Annotated in this window: 18 protein-coding genes; 13 read left to right on the plus strand and 5 right to left on the minus strand. The window is 63.9% G+C overall.

The genetic code is table 11. The features are described from left to right. Positions 1-40 precede the first annotated feature (40 nt). The 3 genes from HDG39_RS01035 to HDG39_RS01045 form a co-directional block, all read right to left on the minus strand. On the minus strand, positions 41-655 hold the full coding sequence (locus HDG39_RS01035) for a LysE family translocator (protein ID WP_184002532.1): 615 nt from the start codon (positions 653-655) through the stop codon (positions 41-43). Between the two features lie 174 nt (positions 656-829). Further along, the gene (locus tag HDG39_RS01040) at positions 830-1396 is read right to left on the minus strand and encodes an adenine phosphoribosyltransferase (RefSeq protein ID WP_184002534.1); all 567 of its coding nucleotides are present in this window, start codon (positions 1394-1396) and stop codon (positions 830-832) included. An 81-nt stretch (positions 1397-1477) separates the two neighbouring features. Beyond that, a complete protein-coding gene (locus tag HDG39_RS01045; protein ID WP_026225593.1) occupies positions 1478-3475 on the minus strand; it encodes a monovalent cation:proton antiporter family protein in 1998 nt (665 codons plus the stop codon). Between the two features lie 206 nt (positions 3476-3681). Between HDG39_RS01045 and kdsD the strand changes: the two genes are divergently transcribed. The 11 genes from kdsD (at position 3682) to HDG39_RS01100 (ending at position 13126) form a co-directional block, all read left to right on the plus strand. Continuing rightward, positions 3682-4665 carry an arabinose 5-phosphate isomerase KdsD gene (gene kdsD, locus HDG39_RS01050; protein WP_018419359.1) on the plus strand — a complete coding sequence of 328 codons (984 nt, stop codon included), beginning with the start codon at positions 3682-3684 and terminating at the stop codon, positions 4663-4665. Continuing rightward, positions 4665-5225, plus strand: a complete 561-nt coding sequence (locus HDG39_RS01055) for a KdsC family phosphatase (RefSeq protein WP_026225592.1) — start codon at positions 4665-4667, stop codon at positions 5223-5225. Before kdsD ends, HDG39_RS01055 begins: the two co-directional genes overlap by 1 nt. Continuing rightward, positions 5222-5809, plus strand: a complete 588-nt coding sequence (lptC, locus tag HDG39_RS01060; RefSeq protein WP_018419357.1) for an LPS export ABC transporter periplasmic protein LptC — start codon at positions 5222-5224, stop codon at positions 5807-5809. The genes HDG39_RS01055 and lptC overlap by 4 nt, the downstream gene beginning before the upstream one ends. Positions 5810-5848: 39 nt before the next feature. After that, positions 5849-6520 (plus strand): lipopolysaccharide transport periplasmic protein LptA, encoded by a 672-nt coding sequence (gene lptA, locus HDG39_RS01065; protein ID WP_018419356.1) that lies wholly within the window; start codon positions 5849-5851, stop codon positions 6518-6520. Between the two features lie 17 nt (positions 6521-6537). Next, the gene (gene lptB, locus HDG39_RS01070) at positions 6538-7314 is read left to right on the plus strand and encodes an LPS export ABC transporter ATP-binding protein (RefSeq protein ID WP_085952330.1); all 777 of its coding nucleotides are present in this window, start codon (positions 6538-6540) and stop codon (positions 7312-7314) included. Between the two features lie 195 nt (positions 7315-7509). Then, positions 7510-9027: an RNA polymerase factor sigma-54 gene (locus tag HDG39_RS01075; RefSeq protein ID WP_184002537.1), complete on the plus strand. Its 1518-nt coding sequence runs from the start codon at positions 7510-7512 to the stop codon at positions 9025-9027. A 169-nt stretch (positions 9028-9196) separates the two neighbouring features. Then, positions 9197-9553, plus strand: a complete 357-nt coding sequence (gene hpf / locus HDG39_RS01080) for a ribosome hibernation-promoting factor, HPF/YfiA family (RefSeq protein ID WP_008921708.1) — start codon at positions 9197-9199, stop codon at positions 9551-9553. Between the two features lie 341 nt (positions 9554-9894). Then, positions 9895-10410: a PTS sugar transporter subunit IIA gene (locus tag HDG39_RS01085; protein ID WP_084754016.1), complete on the plus strand. Its 516-nt coding sequence runs from the start codon at positions 9895-9897 to the stop codon at positions 10408-10410. A gap of 80 nt (positions 10411-10490) precedes the next feature. Then, entirely contained in the window at positions 10491-11459 is a 969-nt protein-coding gene (gene hprK / locus HDG39_RS01090; RefSeq protein WP_008921706.1) for an HPr(Ser) kinase/phosphatase, read from the plus strand. Positions 11460-11557: 98 nt separating this feature from the next. Then, positions 11558-12451 (plus strand): RNase adapter RapZ, encoded by an 894-nt coding sequence (gene rapZ, locus HDG39_RS01095; RefSeq protein WP_041734268.1) that lies wholly within the window; start codon positions 11558-11560, stop codon positions 12449-12451. Between the two features lie 39 nt (positions 12452-12490). After that, positions 12491-13126, plus strand: coding sequence for an LON peptidase substrate-binding domain-containing protein (locus tag HDG39_RS01100; protein ID WP_013088324.1), 636 nt, complete (start codon positions 12491-12493; stop codon positions 13124-13126). Positions 13127-13194: 68 nt separating this feature from the next. Here HDG39_RS01100 and mutY read toward each other — a convergent pair whose 3' ends face one another. Together mutY and mutM are read right to left on the minus strand one after the other, a co-directional pair. Next, entirely contained in the window at positions 13195-14328 is a 1134-nt protein-coding gene (gene mutY, locus HDG39_RS01105; RefSeq protein WP_184002539.1) for an A/G-specific adenine glycosylase, read from the minus strand. Positions 14329-14335: 7 nt separating this feature from the next. Further along, positions 14336-15166, minus strand: coding sequence for a bifunctional DNA-formamidopyrimidine glycosylase/DNA-(apurinic or apyrimidinic site) lyase (gene mutM / locus HDG39_RS01110; RefSeq protein WP_184002541.1), 831 nt, complete (start codon positions 15164-15166; stop codon positions 14336-14338). Positions 15167-15253: 87 nt separating this feature from the next. On the opposite strand from mutM, the gene HDG39_RS01115 reads away from it, so the two are divergent. Next, on the plus strand, positions 15254-17095 hold the full coding sequence (locus HDG39_RS01115) for a tetratricopeptide repeat protein (RefSeq protein ID WP_184002543.1): 1842 nt from the start codon (positions 15254-15256) through the stop codon (positions 17093-17095). Beyond that, entirely contained in the window at positions 17095-17727 is a 633-nt protein-coding gene (gene lolB, locus HDG39_RS01120; protein WP_184002544.1) for a lipoprotein insertase outer membrane protein LolB, read from the plus strand. Before HDG39_RS01115 ends, lolB begins: the two co-directional genes overlap by 1 nt. Positions 17728-17800: the final 73 nt, after the last annotated feature.

Raw genomic sequence — 17800 nt, forward strand, 5'->3', positions numbered from 1 at the left:
ACCGGGGCAAAGCAGGAGCGGGCGGATTGCATGACGAGTGTCAGTCGCGCAAGGCGACGCGAATCCCGATCGCGATGAACGTCGCGCCGGCCACGCGATCGAGCAACAGGCCCACGCGCGGCCGCCGTCTGAGCCAGCCGCCGATGATCCCCGCGCACACGCCGAATAGCGAAAACACCACGACGGTCTGCAGCATGAACAGCGCGCCGAGCTCCAGCATCTGCACGGTGACGCTCTGCGCGCCGTCCGGCTGCACGAACTGCGGCAGAAAGACAACGAAGAACAGCGTGACCTTCGGATTCATCAGATTGCCGAGCACGCTCTGGCGAAACACCGTCGAAAGCGGCTGCGGCGCACGCTCGTGCGCGGTCGCGAGGCCCTGGCTGCGCAGCGCCTTGATGCCGATCCACACCAGATACGCGGCGCCGGCGAGCTTGATCGCTTCGAACGCGAGCGGCGACGAGCGCAGCAGCGCCGCGACGCCGAGCGCCGCGAGTGTCGTATGAAACGTGATGCCGGCGGCAAAGCCGAGCGCGGCGACCAGGCCGGCCGCGCGGCCCTGCGAGATGCCGCGCGCGAGCACCTGCAGATTGTCCGGGCCGGGCGCCACGGTGATCGCGATCGAGGTGGCAAGAAACAGCAGGAAATTGGGCATCGTGGTGGCCTTCTGGTTGGGCGACTGGTGAACCCTGATGGGTGAGCCATATCGTTGAGCCCGGTTGGTTTTGCTCGGCCAACGGGGCTTGTGCGGCTCGTGCGAATTTAGCCGCTGGTACGTCGGGAAACGCTACCGCGCGTCACGGCACGCGCCGTGACTACCTACCCCGGTTCAATGACCGTCGAAACTCGTCACGGTATAGAGCGCAAGACCGCCTTCGCCCAGCAGCTTCGAGCCGCCCAGCTCCGGCAGATCGACGATCGCAGCGCCTTCCACGACGACTGCGCCGAGCCGCTCGAGCAGCAGTTTGCCGGCCATCATCGTGCCGCCGGTCGCGATCAGATCGTCGATGATCACGACGCGGTCGCCCGGCTCGCACGCATCCTCGTGAATCTCGACGGTCGCGGTACCGTATTCCAGTTCATACGATTGCGAGATCCGCTTGTACGGCAGCTTGCCCGCCTTGCGAATCGGGATGAAGCCAATGCTCAACTCATGGGCGACGATCGGCCCGATGATGAAGCCGCGCGCATCGAGCCCGGCAATGTACTCGAGCTTCGCGTCGATATAGCGCTGCACGAACAGATCGATCAGCACACGCAGCGACTTCGGCTCGCGCAGCAGCGGCGTGATGTCGCGGAACTGCACGCCCGGCTGCGGCCAGTCGGGCACCGTGCGAATGTGACTTCTGATGTAGTCGGCCGCATCGAGCGGCGCGCTCGCGAGCGCCTTGGACATGATGTCTCCGGATGGACCTCGACAGGTCCGGTGAAAAGCTTGAATCAGGGTCGCCCGGCAGAACAGGCCCGGCTCGCGGGTTCAGGCCGCGGCCGCGCGGCGATGCTTCGACAGCCGCTCCTCGGCTTGCGCCAGTTGTTCGGGCAGACCGCGCAGCACCACGATGTCGCTCGCGCGCAGTTTCGTCGACGGGTCCGGTTCGACGCCGCGGATGCCGTGCCGGCGGATCGCGGTCACCTCGACACCGAGTTCGTACAGGCCCACCTCGGCGAGCGTACGGCCCACCGCGTCGGCGCTCTCGTCGACCGGCACCGATTGTAGCCGCACCTGCTCGTGGCCGTCGTCGTCGTCGATGTCGTCGGCGCCGTGGAAATAGCCGCGCAACAGCGAATAGCGTTCGTCACGCATCTCCTCGACGCGCCGCACCACGCGCCGCATCGGCACACCCATCACGACGAGCGTATGCGACGCGAGCATCAGGCTGCCCTCGACGATCTCCGGAATCACCTCCGTCGCGCCGGCGGCGAGCAGTTTCTCCAGATCGGCATCGTCGACGGTGCGCACGATGACCGGCAGCGTCGGCTCCATCTCGTGAATGTTGTGCAGCACGCGCAGTGCCGACGGTGTGTTCGCGTAGGTGATTGCGATCGCGGCCGCGCGATGCAGGCCGGCGGCCAGCAGCGACTCGCGCCGCCCCGCGTCGCCGAACACGACCGATTCGCCGGCTGCCGCGGCCGCCGCGACACGGTCGGGATCGAGGTCGAGCGCGACGTACGAGAGCCCTTCATGCTCGAGCATGCGTGCGAGGTTCTGCCCGGCGCGGCCATAGCCGCAGATGATTACGTGGCCGCTCTGCTTCAGGCTTTGCGTGGCGATGCGCGTCATCTGCAACGACTGCATCATCCATTCGGTCGACGACAGCCGCAGCACGACACGATCCGCGTTCTGGATCATGAACGGCGCGGCGAGCATCGACAGCAGCATCGCGGCGAGAATCACCTGCAACAGCGTCGCGTCGACGAGATGCCGGTCGAGGATCAGGTTCAGCAGCACGAAGCCGAACTCGCCCGCCTGCGCGAGACCGATGCCGGTGCGCATCGCGACGCCCGGCGTCGCGCCAAACAGCCGTGCAAGGCCGGTAATCATGACCATCTTCAGCAGTACCGGGCCGAGGAAAAAGGCCAGCACGACGAGCGGATGCTCCCAGATCACGCGCGGATTGAGCAGCATGCCGGTGGTCACGAAGAAGAGCCCGAGCAGCACGTCGCGAAACGGCTTGATGTCCTCTTCGACCTGATGCCGATACGGCGTCTCGGCGATCAGCATGCCGGCGATGAACGCGCCGAGTGCGAGCGACAGCCCGAATTTGTCGGTGATGAACGCGGCGCCGAGCGTCACCAGCAGCAGATTGAGGACGAACAGCTCCTGCGAGCGGCGCCGCGCGACCACGTTGAACCAGCGCGTCATGAAGCGCTGCCCGACGATCAGCAGTAGCGCGAGGGCCACGACGATCTTGATCGCCGCGACGCCGAGCGCGCTGACCAGATTCTCGGAGCGGCCGCCGAGCGCCGAAATGATGATCAACAGCGGCACCACGGCGAGATCCTGAAACAGCAGCACGCCGAAGATATTGCGGCCGTGCTCGGTTTCGATTTCGAGCCGTTCCGCGAGCATCTTGCTGACGATTGCCGTCGACGACATCGCCAGCGCGCCGCCCAGCGCGACGCTCGCCTGCCACGTGATATGCACCCAACGCTCGAGCAGGAAGCCGAGCGACACGGCCACCGCGACCGTGCCGATCACCTGCAGCAAGCCGAGTCCGAATACGAGCCGGCGCATCGTGCGCAGCTTGGCTAACGAAAACTCGAGCCCGATCGAGAACATCAGGAACACGACGCCGAATTCCGCGAGATTCTGCGCCCCCGCCGAATCGGGAATCAGCCCGAACGCATGCGGCCCGACGACGATGCCGACCGTCAGGTAGCCGAGCATCGGCGGCAGATTCAGGAAGCGAAAGATCACCACGCCCGCCACCGATGCCAGCAGCAGAAACAGCGTCATTTCGAGCGGGGAAATCATCGGCAAAAACGCATCGGTGAAGCGTCCTCGTTCGTCAGCGGAACCGCGCACGAGAACGCCGTGCGACATGATTGATTGGACCGGCAAAAAAGCTGCAAAAAGACGGCAAAGCAGCTGAAAAAGGGATTGTCGACAGGCCGATGCAGACAGCGGCTCGGCACAGCAGGCCCGGCGCGGCGAACAGGCGCCTTTGCTATACTCCGCGAATGATAGCGAAAATCAATGGCGACAGGGCACTCACGCTTGCTCGCGACGTACTCGACATCGAAGCGGACGCCGTGCGCGCGCTTCGCGACCAGCTCGACGGCAGTTTCGTCGGCGCGGTCGATTTCATCCTGGGTTGCCGTGGACGCGTGGTCGTCTCCGGCATCGGTAAATCCGGCCACGTGGCCCGCAAGCTCGCGGCCACGCTGGCAAGCACCGGCACTCCCGCGTTCTTCGTGCATCCGGCGGAAGCAAGCCACGGCGACCTCGGCATGGTCACCGCCGACGACGTATTTGTCGCGCTGTCCAATTCGGGCGAAACCGAGGAGCTGATGGCGATCCTGCCGCTCATCAAGCGGATCGGCGCGAAGCTGATCGCGATGACGGGCCGCCCAGGTTCCAGCCTCGCGCAACTCGCGGACGTGCATCTGAATTCCGGCGTCGCGAAGGAAGCCTGTCCGATGAATCTCGCGCCCACCGCCAGCACCACCGCCGCGCTCGCGCTCGGCGATGCGCTCGCGGTCGCGGTGCTCGACGCGCGCGGCTTCGGCCGCGACGACTTCGCGCGCTCGCATCCGGGCGGCGCGCTCGGCCGACGCCTGCTCACCTACGTGCGCGACGTCATGCGCACCGGCGACCAGTTGCCGCAGGTCACCCCCGAGGCAACCGTCAGCGATGCCCTCTTCCAACTGACCGCGAAGCGCATGGGCATGACCTCGGTCGTCGACCGCGAGGGCCGTGTGACGGGCATCTTCACCGATGGCGACCTGCGCCGCGTGCTCGAACGCGACGGCGATTTCCGCCAGTTGCCGATCGCCTCGGTGATGACCGCGGGCCCGCGCACGATCGGGCCGGATCATCTCGCGGTCGAAGCCGTGGAACTGATGGAGCGCTATCGTATCAATCAGATGCTGGTCGTCGACGAAACGGGCAAGCTGATCGGCGCGCTCAACATGCACGACCTGTTTTCGAAGAAGGTGATCTGATGGCCGTTGCTCCCCCTACCGCTACCGAACGCGCAAGCCGCGTGAAGCTGATGATTTTCGACGTCGACGGCGTACTGACCGACGGCGGCCTGCTGTTCACGGCGGAAGGCGACACGATGAAAGGCTTCAACTCGATGGACGGCCACGGCATGAAGCTGCTGCGCCAGGCCGGCATCGAAACGGCGCTCATCACCGGGCGCAAGTCCGGCATCGTGGCCGCGCGGGCGAAAGAAATGAACATCGCGCACGTCTACCAGGGCGTGCAGGACAAGCCACAGGCGTTCGCCGACCTGCTGCGGCAAACCGGCCTCACCGCCGAGGACTGCGGCTACATGGGCGACGACTGGGTCGATCTCGCGGTGATGCTGCGCGTCGGCTTCGCGGCCGCGCCGGCCAATTCGCATCCCGAAGTGATCGCGCGCGCCCACTGGGTCAGCGAGTCGCGCGGCGGTTACGGCGCGGCGCGCGAAGTGTGCGACACGCTGCTGCGTGCCCAGCACAAATATGAAGCACTGCTCGCGGCGGCGTGCAGCGGCGAGCAACGGGGCCTCGTGGGATGAACCAGTTTCGCCTGACTTCGCTGATCCCGCTCATCGCGATGGCGGCGCTCGCCGGCATCACGTGGTGGCTGCTGCAAGCCACGTTGCCGCGCAAGACCGACGACGAGGTGCGCCCGAAGGAACACACGCCGGACTACTTCGCCGATAACTTTTCGGTGTCCGAGCTCGACCAGTCGGGAGCGACGCAGTACCGGCTGACCGCGCAGTCGCTGGTCCATTACGAGGACGACGAAATGAGCGACCTCGTCAAGCCGGCGATGCGTGCGTTCCAGCCCGGCAAGCCGATCGTCACCGCGACCGGCGACACGGGCACGGTCAACGCGGATGCGTCGATCGTCAATCTGTACCAGAACGCGCGCATCCTGCGCGCGCCTGGCGGCGGCGATCCGCAAATGCAGGCCGATTCCGAGCATTTCAGGGTCCTCGTCAACGACGATGTGATCGAGACTGAAAAGCCAGTTAAACTTCAGCGCGGCATGTCCGTGATGACTGCCAGCGGCATGAAATACAACAATGTCACCCGGTTTATGCAACTGTTCGGCAATGTAAGAGGCGCAATCGCCGCGTCCGATTCCGGCCACTAAGCCAACGCATACCGGGTAATCCATTCCAGGCGTGACTGCATGAACGAATCGCACCCCCGTTTTGATACCGGCCGTTCGCGCGCGCTGTCCGCGTGCCGCGCCGCACTCGCTGCGCTCGTCGTCGCGCTGCCGCTCGTCGGCTTCGCGCCGCTTGCGCACGCGGACCGCGCCGACAAAGACAAGCCGCTGAACATCGAAGCGGACAACATGACTTACGACGACCTGCGGCAGGTCAGCATCTTCACCGGCCACGTGGTGGCCACCAAAGGGACGATCCTGATCAAGGCCGATCGCGTCGAAGTGTCGCAAGACCCGCAGGGCTACCAATTCGCGACCGGCACCTCGAGCGGCGCCAATCTGTCGTATTTCCGCCAGAAGCGCGAAGGGCTCGACGAATACATCGAGGGTACGGCCGTCCGTATCGACTACGACGGCAAGCAGGATCTGACCACGCTGACCACCAACGCGACGGTGCGCCGCCTGCAGAGCATGACGACGCTGCTCGACCAGGTGCACGGCAGCGTGATCACCTACGACGGCCAGAACGACTTCTACACCGCCAAGGCAGGCAAGGACGTCGCCGGTCCGGGCAACCCGACCGGCCGCGTGCGCGCGATGCTGTCGCCGCGCAACGCCGGCGCCGCGCCGCTGACCGGCGCATCGGCCACGCTCACGCCGTCCAACTCGATCCAGGGAGCGCCGAACCAGTGAGCACCATGAGCAGCACCATCGCGCCCCTCCCCCATCGGAAGCCGGCCGGCACCAGCAGTTCGCTGGTCGTGCGCAATCTGAAGAAGCGCTATGGCTCGCGCACGGTCGTCAAGGACGTGTCGCTCGACGTGAAGAGCGGCGAAGTGGTCGGCCTGCTCGGCCCGAACGGCGCCGGCAAGACCACGTCGTTCTACATGATCGTCGGCCTCGTGCCGCTCGACGCCGGCGAAATCGATCTGGACGGCAAGTCGATCAGCCTGCTGCCCATTCACAAACGCGCATCGCTCGGTCTGTCATATCTGCCGCAGGAAGCGTCGGTGTTCCGAAAGTTGAGCGTCGAGCAGAATATTCGCGCGGTGCTGGAATTGCAGCACGACGAAAACGGCAAGCGCCTCGGCAAAGACGTGATCACGTCACGCGCCGAAGCGCTGCTCGACGAGCTTCAGATCGCGCATCTGCGTGAAAATCCGGCGCTGTCGCTGTCGGGCGGCGAGCGTCGTCGGGTTGAAATTGCGCGCGCGCTGGCAACCAATCCGAGCTTCATTCTGCTCGACGAACCGTTCGCCGGCGTCGACCCGATCGCGGTGCTGGAAATCCAGAAAATCGTCAAGTTCTTGAAGCAGCGCAATATCGGCGTCCTGATCACCGACCACAACGTGCGCGAAACGCTAGGTATCTGCGATCACGCGTACATCATCAGCGACGGCAGCGTGCTGGCCGCCGGCGCGCCTAGCGACATCATCGAAAACGAAAGCGTGCGGCGCGTCTATCTGGGCGAGCACTTTCGCATGTAAGCACACACGGCGTCCCCGGCCACGCAAGCGCGCGCGGCCGGCCGCGGCGCCATTTTTTTGCGGCACCCGCACATTCGTTGTCTGGCGGCGCAGGGTGGCGCCGCGCGGCGCGCCAAATTGGGTGTACCCAAAAATTGCGAGTGCCGCAAGGTATCGCGGTCGTGGCAAACTCTCTACAATGAAACTCAACTTGCCATGAAAGCCAGCCTCCAACTCCGCCTATCGCAGCATCTTGCGCTGACGCCGCAACTGCAACAGTCCATCCGGCTGCTTCAGTTGTCGACGCTCGAACTGCAGCAGGAAGTCGCCATGGCGATCTCGCAGAATCCTCTCCTCGAAAACGAAGACGAGTGGATCGCGAGCCCGTTGCGGGTGGCAGCCGACGGTTCCGTGATCGCCCAGACACCGGGCTCCTCGGCGCCGGCCGATCCGATGGCCGGCAACGGTTCGGCATCGTCCGAGGGCAGCGGCGAGCGAGCCGAAAGCGGCGATCCGCAGGGTGTCGACGAATACAATGGCCTTTCGGGCGACGGCGGCGGCGATACCTCGCAGTGGAACCTGGACGACTACGGCCGCTCCGGCAATGCGTCGGACGACGACGACCTGCCCCCGCTGCAAATCCACGAATCGAGCACGTCGCTGCGCGACCACCTGATGGCGCAACTACGTGTGACCCAGGCGAGCCAGCGCGACCGCGCGCTCATCACGTTCCTGATCGAATCGCTGGACGACGACGGCTATCTCGCCGCCACGCTCGAAGAAGTGCTGGCCGACCTGCCCGAAGAACTCGAAGTCGACGTCGACGAACTGAACGCCGCGCTTGCGCTGCTGCATAGCTTCGACCCATCTGGTGTCGGCGCGCGCTCCGCGTCCGAATGTCTGAAGCTGCAGTTGCTGCGGCTCGAGCCATCGCCCACGCGCACGCTTGCGCTAGACATTGTCGGCCATTACCTGGAGTTGCTCGCCGCGCGCGATTTCACGCGGCTGCGCAAGCACCTTAAGGCCAGCGACGACGATCTGCGCGACGCACATGTGCTGATCCGCTCGCTCGAACCATTTCCGGGCGCCGCCTACGGCAAGGCCGAGGCGGACTACGTGGTGCCCGACATCATGGTGCGCAAAACGGCACAGGGTTGGCAGGTGGAGCTGAATCCCGAGGTAGTGCCAAAGCTGCGGATTAACCATCTGTACGCGAATATTCTGCGCAACAACCGCGGCGATCCGGGGAGCGGTTCGTTGCGCCAGCAACTGCAGGAAGCACGCTGGCTGATCAAAAATATCCAACAGCGTTTCGAGACGATCCTGCGAGTTGCACAGGCAATTGTCGAGCGTCAAAAGAGCTTTTTTGTGCACGGCGAAATTGCCATGCGCCCCTTGGTTTTGCGGGAAATAGCTGATACGCTGGGCCTACACGAGTCGACTGTCTCGCGTGTGACAACCGGTAAATACATGCTGACCCCATTCGGGACGCTGGAATTCAAGTACTTTTTCGGCTCACACGTTTCGACGGACACCGGCGGCGCGGCCTCCTCCACGGCCATTCGCGCGCTGATCAAACAACTGATAGGAGCGGAAAACCCGAAATCGCCACTTTCAGACAGTCGCATAGCCGAACTGCTGGCGGAACAGGGCTTCGTGGTCGCACGGCGCACCGTTGCGAAATACCGCGAGGCGCTCAAAATCCCGGCAGTCAACCTGCGCAAGTCTCTGTAGCCCGCCGCGTTTTGCAGCGGGCATTTCCGGCCGCTCCGCACCTGGCGGACAGGCCGGCCGCTGCGACCTGCCAGATGTCCGTCACCGGGGGGCGACACAGGCAAGCCGTCAGATCGACCGGACCTTTGTCATTGTGCGGACCAAGCGGCCATTAGCTTGGAGAAGCACTATGAATCTCAAGATCAGTGGACACCACCTCGAAGTAACGCCTGCGTTGCGCGAATACGTGATCACCAAACTGGACAGGGTGCTAAGACATTTTGATCAGGTCATCGACGGCAGTGTGGTCCTCTCGGTCGACAACCATAAGGAAAAGGAAAAGCGTCAAAAGGTGGAAATCAACCTCCATCTAAAGGGTAAGGATATCTTCGTCGAGAGTTGTGACAGTGATTTGTACGCTGCGATCGATCTGATGATCGACAAGCTCGACAGGCAGGTGATACGCCACAAGGATCGTCTGCAAGGCCATCAGCATGAAGCGATCAAGTATCAGCCGGCGCCGCAATTGGACGTGCCGCCGCAATAGGAGAAATTAGAGGGAATTCCTCATTTCCCTTGAACTCGTCGAGCCGCCCGCGACCGGGCGGTTTTTCGCTTCAGGGCCCGGTTCCCGCTCACCGCCGGTGCGTCTCGCCGAGGCCGACCCCAACCATTCCCGCAGACGTTTGCGCAGCGCGACATGTGCCGCAGCGCAAGCGCTGAAAAACCTGACACGCATAGATGGCGCGCCGCACCATCGGCCGTCACCCTGTTCTATAATGTTCCGGTTACCATCGGGGTCAAGCCAGCTCTGACGAAGTACGGCCGATCGAAATCTAACGCTTTCGCGATCGACTCTGACCGTCCGTCTTCGCCAGCATCGAACGAATGGAACGTCACTCAACCGCCCCGGTGGGGAGAACTCAGGCCACGTTTTCGCCTGTCAACATGAATCGTTTAGCCAAATTTCTTCCCCTCGAGAACGTCGTCATCGGACTATCGGTCACCAGCAAGAAACGCGTGTTCGAGCAAGCGGGCCTGATCTTCGAGAACCAGAACGGCATCGCCCGCAGTACCGTCACAGACAATCTTTTTGCGCGAGAACGACTCGGCTCGACCGGGCTCGGCGAAGGCGTCGCGATTCCGCATGGGCGGATCAAGGGTCTCAAGCAGCCGCTCGCCGCATTCGTCAGACTCGCCGAACCCATCCCCTTCGAAGCGCCGGACGGCCAGCCGGTCTCGCTGCTGATCTTCCTGCTCGTCCCCGAACAGGCCACTCAGCAGCACCTCGAAATTCTTTCCGAGATTGCGCAATTGCTGTCCGATCGCGACGCCCGCGAGCGACTGCACACTGAAGAAGAACGCGAGTCGTTGCATCGCCTGCTTACTCAGTGGCAACCTTGATGCAACGGCGGCGGTAGTTCATGCACGCACACACACGCAGGTAAGGCCCGGCAAGCGGCTCACACTGGAGTCACTGACTCATGGATACGTCCAGCATCAACGCCCAGAGCATTTTCGACGACAACGCCGCCATGCTGAAGCTCAGCTGGCTCACGGGGCATGAAGGCTGGGAGCGCGGCTTTTCTTCGGAATCGGTCGCCAATGCCACGTCGAGCGCCGACCTCGTCGGCCACCTGAATCTGATCCACCCCAACCGGATCCAGGTGCTCGGCGACGCTGAAATCGACTACTACAAACGTCAGACCGACGAAGACCGCTCGCGCCACATGGCCGAGTTGATCGCGCTGGAGCCGCCGTTTCTCGTCGTCGCGGGCGGAGTCGCGGCGCCGCCTGAGCTGGTGCTGCGCTGCACGCGCTCGTCGACGCCGCTGTTCACGACGCCGACCTCGGCGGCTGCGGTGATCGATAGTCTGCGCCTTTACATGTCGCGCATTCTCGCGCCGCGCGCGACGTTGCACGGCGTGTTTCTCGACATCCTCGGCATGGGCGTATTGCTGACCGGCGACTCGGGCCTCGGCAAGAGCGAGCTCGGCCTCGAACTGATCAGCCGAGGCCACGGTCTCGTCGCCGACGACGCTGTCGACTTCGTGCGCCTCGGCCCGGACTTCGTCGAAGGACGCTGTCCGCCGCTGCTGCAGAACCTGCTCGAAGTTCGCGGCCTCGGTCTGCTCGACATCAAGACGATCTTCGGCGAAACGGCGGTGCGCCGCAAAATGAAACTGAAGCTGATCGTGCAACTGGTGCGCCGCCCCGACGGCGAATTCCAGCGGCTGCCGCTGGAAAGCCAGACCGTCGACGTGCTCGGCCTACCGATCAGCAAGGTGACGATCCAGGTGGCCGCCGGCCGCAACCTCGCGGTGCTGGTCGAAGCGGCCGTGCGCAACACGATTCTGCAGCTACGCGGTATCGACACGCTGCGCGATTTCATGGATCGGCAACGTCTCGCCATGCAGGATCCCGATAGCCAGTTTCCCGGCAAGCTGATCTGAAGCCCGACGCAGCGCCATGAAGCGCCCGCAGAAGGCAGGCCGCGGGCACGCGCATGGAGGCCAGATGCTATGATGAAATCTACGCTTTCGACGACTCCATGCGCATAATCCTGATCACCGGTATCTCCGGCTCCGGCAAATCGGTTGCCCTGAACGCGCTCGAAGACGCGGGTTATTACTGCGTCGATAATCTGCCGCCGCGTTTCCTGCAGCAACTCGCCACCTACCTCGCTGCGGACGGCCAGGATCGTCTCGCGGTCGCGATCGACGCGCGCTCCGGTTCGTCGCTCGACGAAATGCCCGCGATGATCCGCGACCTCAAGCGCTCGCACGACGTGCGCGTGCTGTTCCTGAGCGCGAGCACGCAGTCGCTGATTCAACGCTTTTCCGAAACGCGTCGCCGCCATCCGCTGTCCGGCTCGCCTGCACACGACGCGGACGTTGGCCTGCTCACGTCGCTCGCTGAAGCGATCGAACGCGAGCGCGAACTGGTCGCGGGACTTGCCGAATTCGGCCATCAGATCGACACGAGCAATCTGCGCGCGAACGTGCTGCGCGCATGGGTCAAGCGCTTCATCGAACAGGAGGACGCGGGGCTCGTGCTGATGTTCGAGTCGTTCGGCTTCAAGCGCGGCGTACCGCTCGACGCGGATTTCGTATTCGACGTACGCACGCTGCCGAACCCATACTACGATCATGAATTGAGGCCGCTCACCGGCCTCGACAAACCGGTCATGGATTTTCTCGATGCGCAGCCGGTCGTCCACGAGATGATCGACGACATCGAGAAGTATCTGTCCAAGTGGCTACCGCATTTCCGCGACGACAATCGCAGCTACCTGACCGTCGCAATCGGTTGCACGGGCGGCCAGCACCGCTCGGTATTCATCGCGGAGACGCTTGCCGCGCGTCTCGCAACATCGGCGAATGTGATTGTGCGGCACCGCGATGCGCCGGTCGACGTCGGCGAATCATCGAAGCTGGTGGCTTAACCGGCCGCATCGCGCGGCCTTAACCCGAAGCGTTGCGCCATGTCCTCTACGCCTACTGTGTACGCCGATTTGCCGCTGTTTCCGCTGCATACGGTGCTATTTCCCGATGGCTTGCTGCCGCTCAAAATCTTCGAAGCGCGCTACCTCGACATGGCGCGCGACTGTCTGCGCGAAAAAACACCGTTCGGCGTTTGCATGCTGAAAAGCGGCGCCGAAGTCGCGCGCGAGGAAGAACCTTCGGTACCCGAAACGATCGGCTGTCTCGCCGAAATCGACGAGTGCGACGTCGAAGCATTCGGCATGCTACTGATTCGCGCACGCGGCACGAAGCGCTTTCGTCTGTTGTCGCATCGCGTCGAAGCGAGCGGTCTGCTGGTCGGCATGGCCGAGCCGCTCGCCGATGATCTCCCGCTCGAGGGCAATGAGCTATTGGCCAAATTCGGCGCGTGCGCGGAAGTGCTCGAGCGGATCATCGCAACGATCCGCGAACGCGATCCGGACAGCCTACCGTTCGCCGAGCCGTTCCGGCTCGACGATCCGTCGTGGGTGTCGAACCGTCTCGCCGAGGTGCTGCCAATCGCGCTGCGCGCGCGGCAAAAGCTGATGGAATTAACGGATGCCGGCGCGCGCATCGACGTCGTGCATCACTATATGCAACAGCATCAGTTGCTGTGAAATCCTGAAGTCGTGAAGGCTGCCGCGCCGGACTCAAGTCGCTCGCTCAGCACCTCCGATCCATTCCGCTAGAGCAACGAACCATGCAGACTGGCGAGCAGCTTGCGCACCGGCGCCGGCACGCCGAACGAATCCAGATCGCTGAGCGCAACCCATGCTGTGTCCGCATCGTTGAGCGCGGCCAGGGCGCCGACACCGCGATCAAACTCCGCTAGCCGCGGTTCGATATCGAGCTTGAAATGCGTGAATACGTGTGAGAACGACGCGAGCGCGGACACTTCGCCGTCGCCGCCGAACGCGCGCGCCCGCTCGGCCAGCGATGCTTCGTCGGCAGCTTCGGGCAGACTCCACAGCCCACCCCAGATGCCCGACGGCGGACGCCGTTCGAGCATCACCGCATTGCCGTCGCGCAGCACCAGCATCCACGTACGGCGTGTCGGCACCGCTTTCTTCGGGCGCGCGGTCGGCAATTCACGTTGACGTCCGGTGACGTTGGCAACGCAGTCCGGCGCGAACGGACAGCGCGTGCAATCGGGTTTGCCGCGCACGCACAATGTCGCGCCGAGATCCATCAAGCCCTGCGTGTACCCGCTGACCTCCGCGTTCGACGCATTCGACGGCAGCAGTGATTCCGCGAGCGTCCACATTGCATTCTCGACTTTCTTCTCGCCCGGAAAGCCTTCGACGCCGAATACGCGCGCAAGCACGCGCTTCACGTTGCCGTCGAGAATCGTCGCGCGCGCGCCGAACGCGAACGACGCAATCGCCGCGGCCGTCGAGCGGCCAATGCCGGGCAACTCGGCGAGCTCATCGACCGACGCGGGAAACGCGCCGCCATGCTGCTCGACGACGACCTGCGCGCAGCGATGCAGATTGCGCGCGCGCGTGTAGTAGCCGAGGCCGGCCCACAGCGCCATCACGTCATCGGACGGCGCGGCGGCGAGCGCGGCGACATCCGGGAAACGCGCGAGAAATTTCGCGTAGTACGGAATCACCGTCGATACCTGGGTCTGCTGCAGCATGATTTCGGACAGCCAGATGCGATACGGATCGCGCGTGTTCTGCCACGGCAGATCGTGGCGGCCGTGCTGGCGCTGCCACGCGATCAGCCGCGCGGAAAACTCGGGCATCGGCGCAAACGCGGGCGTGGTGTAGGACGCGCTGAAGTGCGCGCCGGTCGTTGGGGTCAGGCGGGAAGGCATCGAGAATCTAGCGCTGGCAAGTGGGACAGAAGTACGTGGAGCGTTGTCCCTGCACGATCTGTTTGATTGGCGTTCCACACACGCGGCATGGCAGGCCCGCGCGATCATAGACGAAGTAGTCGAGCTGAAAATAGCCGCTTTCGCCGTCGCTGCCGACGAAATCGCGCAGCGTGCTGCCGCCCTTGTCGATCGCGGCGGCGAGCGTCACGCGCACGGCATCGGCCAGCAGTTCATAGCGCACGAGCGACACGCGGCCCGCCGCGGTGGTCGGCCGGATGCCCGCGCGAAACAGACTCTCCGACGCGTAGATATTGCCCACGCCGACCACGATGTCACCCGCCAGCAGCGCCTGCTTCACAGACACTTTGCGCCCGCGCGTCGACCGATGCATCAGCGCGCCCGAAAAAGCCGGCGAGAAAGGCTCGACGCCAAGGCTCGCGAGCAGCGGATGTTCGAGGATGTCGCCTGCTTCGCGCGGATGCCACAGCACCGCGCCGAAGCGGCGCGGATCACGATAGCGCAGGATAAAGTCGTCGAAAATCCAGTCGACATGATCGTGCTTCGCCGCGGCCGGCGGATGCGGCACATGACGCAGAACCCGCAACGTGCCCGTCATGCCGAGGTGCACGATGAACCACCCTGCGTCGATTTCGAACAGCAAATACTTGCCGCGTCGCTCGACTTTGCGCACCACGTGGCCACGCAAGGTTTTCGCAAGGTGGGCCGGAATTGGCCAGCGCAGCGCGGCCGTCCGCACGTCGACGCGCTCAACCTTGCGCCCGGACACATACGGTTCGATCCCCCGTCGGGTAACCTCGACTTCTGGCAACTCTGGCATGGCTGATTGGTCTGCTACTTGCGTGAGTGGTTGTGCGCGTATTGTAGCGAGCGCGTTACAATCGACTGAAACATTGAACGGATTTCCATGAACGTGTCCTTCGTGAAGCTGCTTTCAAAGCGCCGCGCGCGCGTGTCCAACGTGCCGCTCGCCGTGTTCGCTCGCCGGATGCTCGGTGCAGCCGCGCTCGCATTGTGGGCGCTAGCCGCCATGCCCGCGCATGCGCAGGACCCGTCGCCGGAATCCGACGACACGTCGGTCACGATGCCGGACCCGCTGGGTCTGGCAACACCTGAAGAAGAAAAGTCGCTGCCCGGCGTACCGTTGTCGAGCCAGATCGTATTCCAGGTGCTGGCCGCCGAGATCGCGCTGCAGCGCGACCAGCCGGCACCGGCCTATCAGACCTACCTCGCGCTCGCGCGCGACACTCACGACCCGCGCATGGCGCAACGCGCCACCGAAATCGCGCTGGCCGCGCAAAGCCCGTCGGACGCGCTCGCCGCCGCGCAACTGTGGCAACAGTACGCGCCGAGTTCGGAACGCGCCGCCCAGCTCGACGCGTCGCTGCTCGTGCTGTCTGGCAAGCCTGACGATGCGTCCCCGATCCTGTCGCAAGAACTGGCGAAGATACCCGAGGAAAATCGCGGCAGCGCGATCCTCGCGCTGCAGCTGCTGTTGTCGCGCGGCCCGAACCGCGTCGGTGGCCTGCACGTGTTGCAGGACCTGCTGAAGAACGACATGAACCGGCCGGAGGCGCAACTGGCCCTCGCACGTCAGCAGCTGCTGGCCGACGACGCGCCGGGCGCGCACAAGTCGCTCGAGCAGGCGCTCACGATCAAGCCCGACTATCTGCCGGCGGCGTTGATGCTGTCGCAAATGGGTCCGGAGGAGCGCAAGGAAGGCATCGCGTCGCTCGAAAAGTACGTGCAGCAGAATCCGAAATCGCATGACGCACGGCTCGCGCTGGCGCAGATGTATCTTGCCAGCGACCGTCTCGACGATGCGCAGAAGCAGTTCGAGCTCATGCGCAAGACAAACCCCAACGACTTGACACCGCTGATGGCGCTCGCGCTGATCAAGATCCAGCAGAAGAATCTCCCCGAAGCGCAGACGTATCTGATGCAGTACGCGCAGCAGGCCGAGAAGACGCCGGGTGCCGATGCGGGCCAGGCCTACATCTACCTCGCGCAGCTAGCGCTCGAACAGAAGAATGAGGCGAGCGCGAGCGACTGGCTGAACAAGATCTCTCCAGCGAGTCAACAATACCTGGCCGCGCAGATTACCCGCGCGCAACTGCTCGCGAAACAGGGCAAGACCGAAGAGGCGCGCCAGTTGCTCTCCAACTTGCGGACCTCCGATCCGCGTGATGTGGCGCTAATCGCGCGCACCGATGCGGCGATCCTGTTCGACGCGAAGCGCTACCCCGAGGCCGAAGCGCGTCTGGAGCAAGCCACGGCGAGCTTTCCCGACGACCCCGACCTCACCTACGACTACGCGATGGCCGCCGAGAAAACCGGCCATTACGACGTCATGGAAGCGCAGTTGCGCAAGCTGATCCAGACGCAGCCGGACAATCCGCAGGCGTATAACGCGCTCGGCTATTCGCTCGCAGATCGCAACCAGCGCCTGCCAGAGGCGGACAAGCTGGTCGAGAAGGCCTCGGCGCTTGCACCGAACGATGCGTTCATTATGGACAGCGTCGGCTGGGTCAAGTACCGGATGGGTAATACGGCCGATGCGATCAAGCTGCTGCGCAAGGCATACAGCCTCCAGCCGAACGCGGAAATCGGCGCGCACCTCGGCGAAGTGCTGTGGAAGGCCGGCGAGCAGGAACAGGCGCGCGCCGCGTTTCGCGAGGCTCGCAAGCTCGAACCCGACAACGAGACTCTCGTCAAAACGTTGCAACGTCTTCAGGTAAACAATCTTTGATGCGTCTTTCCCGTTTGATTTCTTTTTCCAGGGCGCCTCGCGGCATCGCGGTTGGTTTCGCGGCGGCGGCGGTTGTCGCGTTGGCCGGCTGCGCGTCGGTGAAGCCGCAGGGGCCGTCCACGTCGAACGCCGCCACCGAAGTCACCGCGCAGACGAGCCGTTCGTATCAGGGCCGCTTCGCGATCCAATACAACGATCAGAACGGCCAGCAGCGCAACGCTTACGGCAATTTCTCGTGGCAGGAAACGGGCGACACGGTCACGCTGCAGTTGCGCAATCCGCTTGGCCAGACGCTAGCCATCGTGACTTCGTCGCCGGCTTCGGCCACGCTCGAATTGCCGAACCGCCAGCCGCTCACCGCCGATAACGTGTCGACGCTGATGCAGAACGCGCTCGGCTTCACGCTGCCGGTCGAAGGGTTGCGCTACTGGCTGCAACCGTCGCCGGCGCCGACTTCGCGCGCGAAGACCGAGAAGGATCCGGAGCAACCGTCGCGCCTGAAGCAGATCACCCAGGACGGCTGGACGATCGACTATGTGGCCTACGCCGATGCGCCAGCCAGCGGCGTGAAGCGCCTCAATCTGAGCCGCTCGGAGCCGCCACTCGACATCAAGCTCGTGCTGGATCAGTGAGTCGTTCTTGCTGGGGCCTTTTGTCCCAGCATCCGCTCACGTAACCTTGCTACCCGTTTGGGGCGCCACCGTG

The organism is Paraburkholderia lebeckiae, assembly GCF_014201005.1.
GTDB lineage: Bacteria > Pseudomonadota > Gammaproteobacteria > Burkholderiales > Burkholderiaceae > Paraburkholderia > Paraburkholderia tuberum.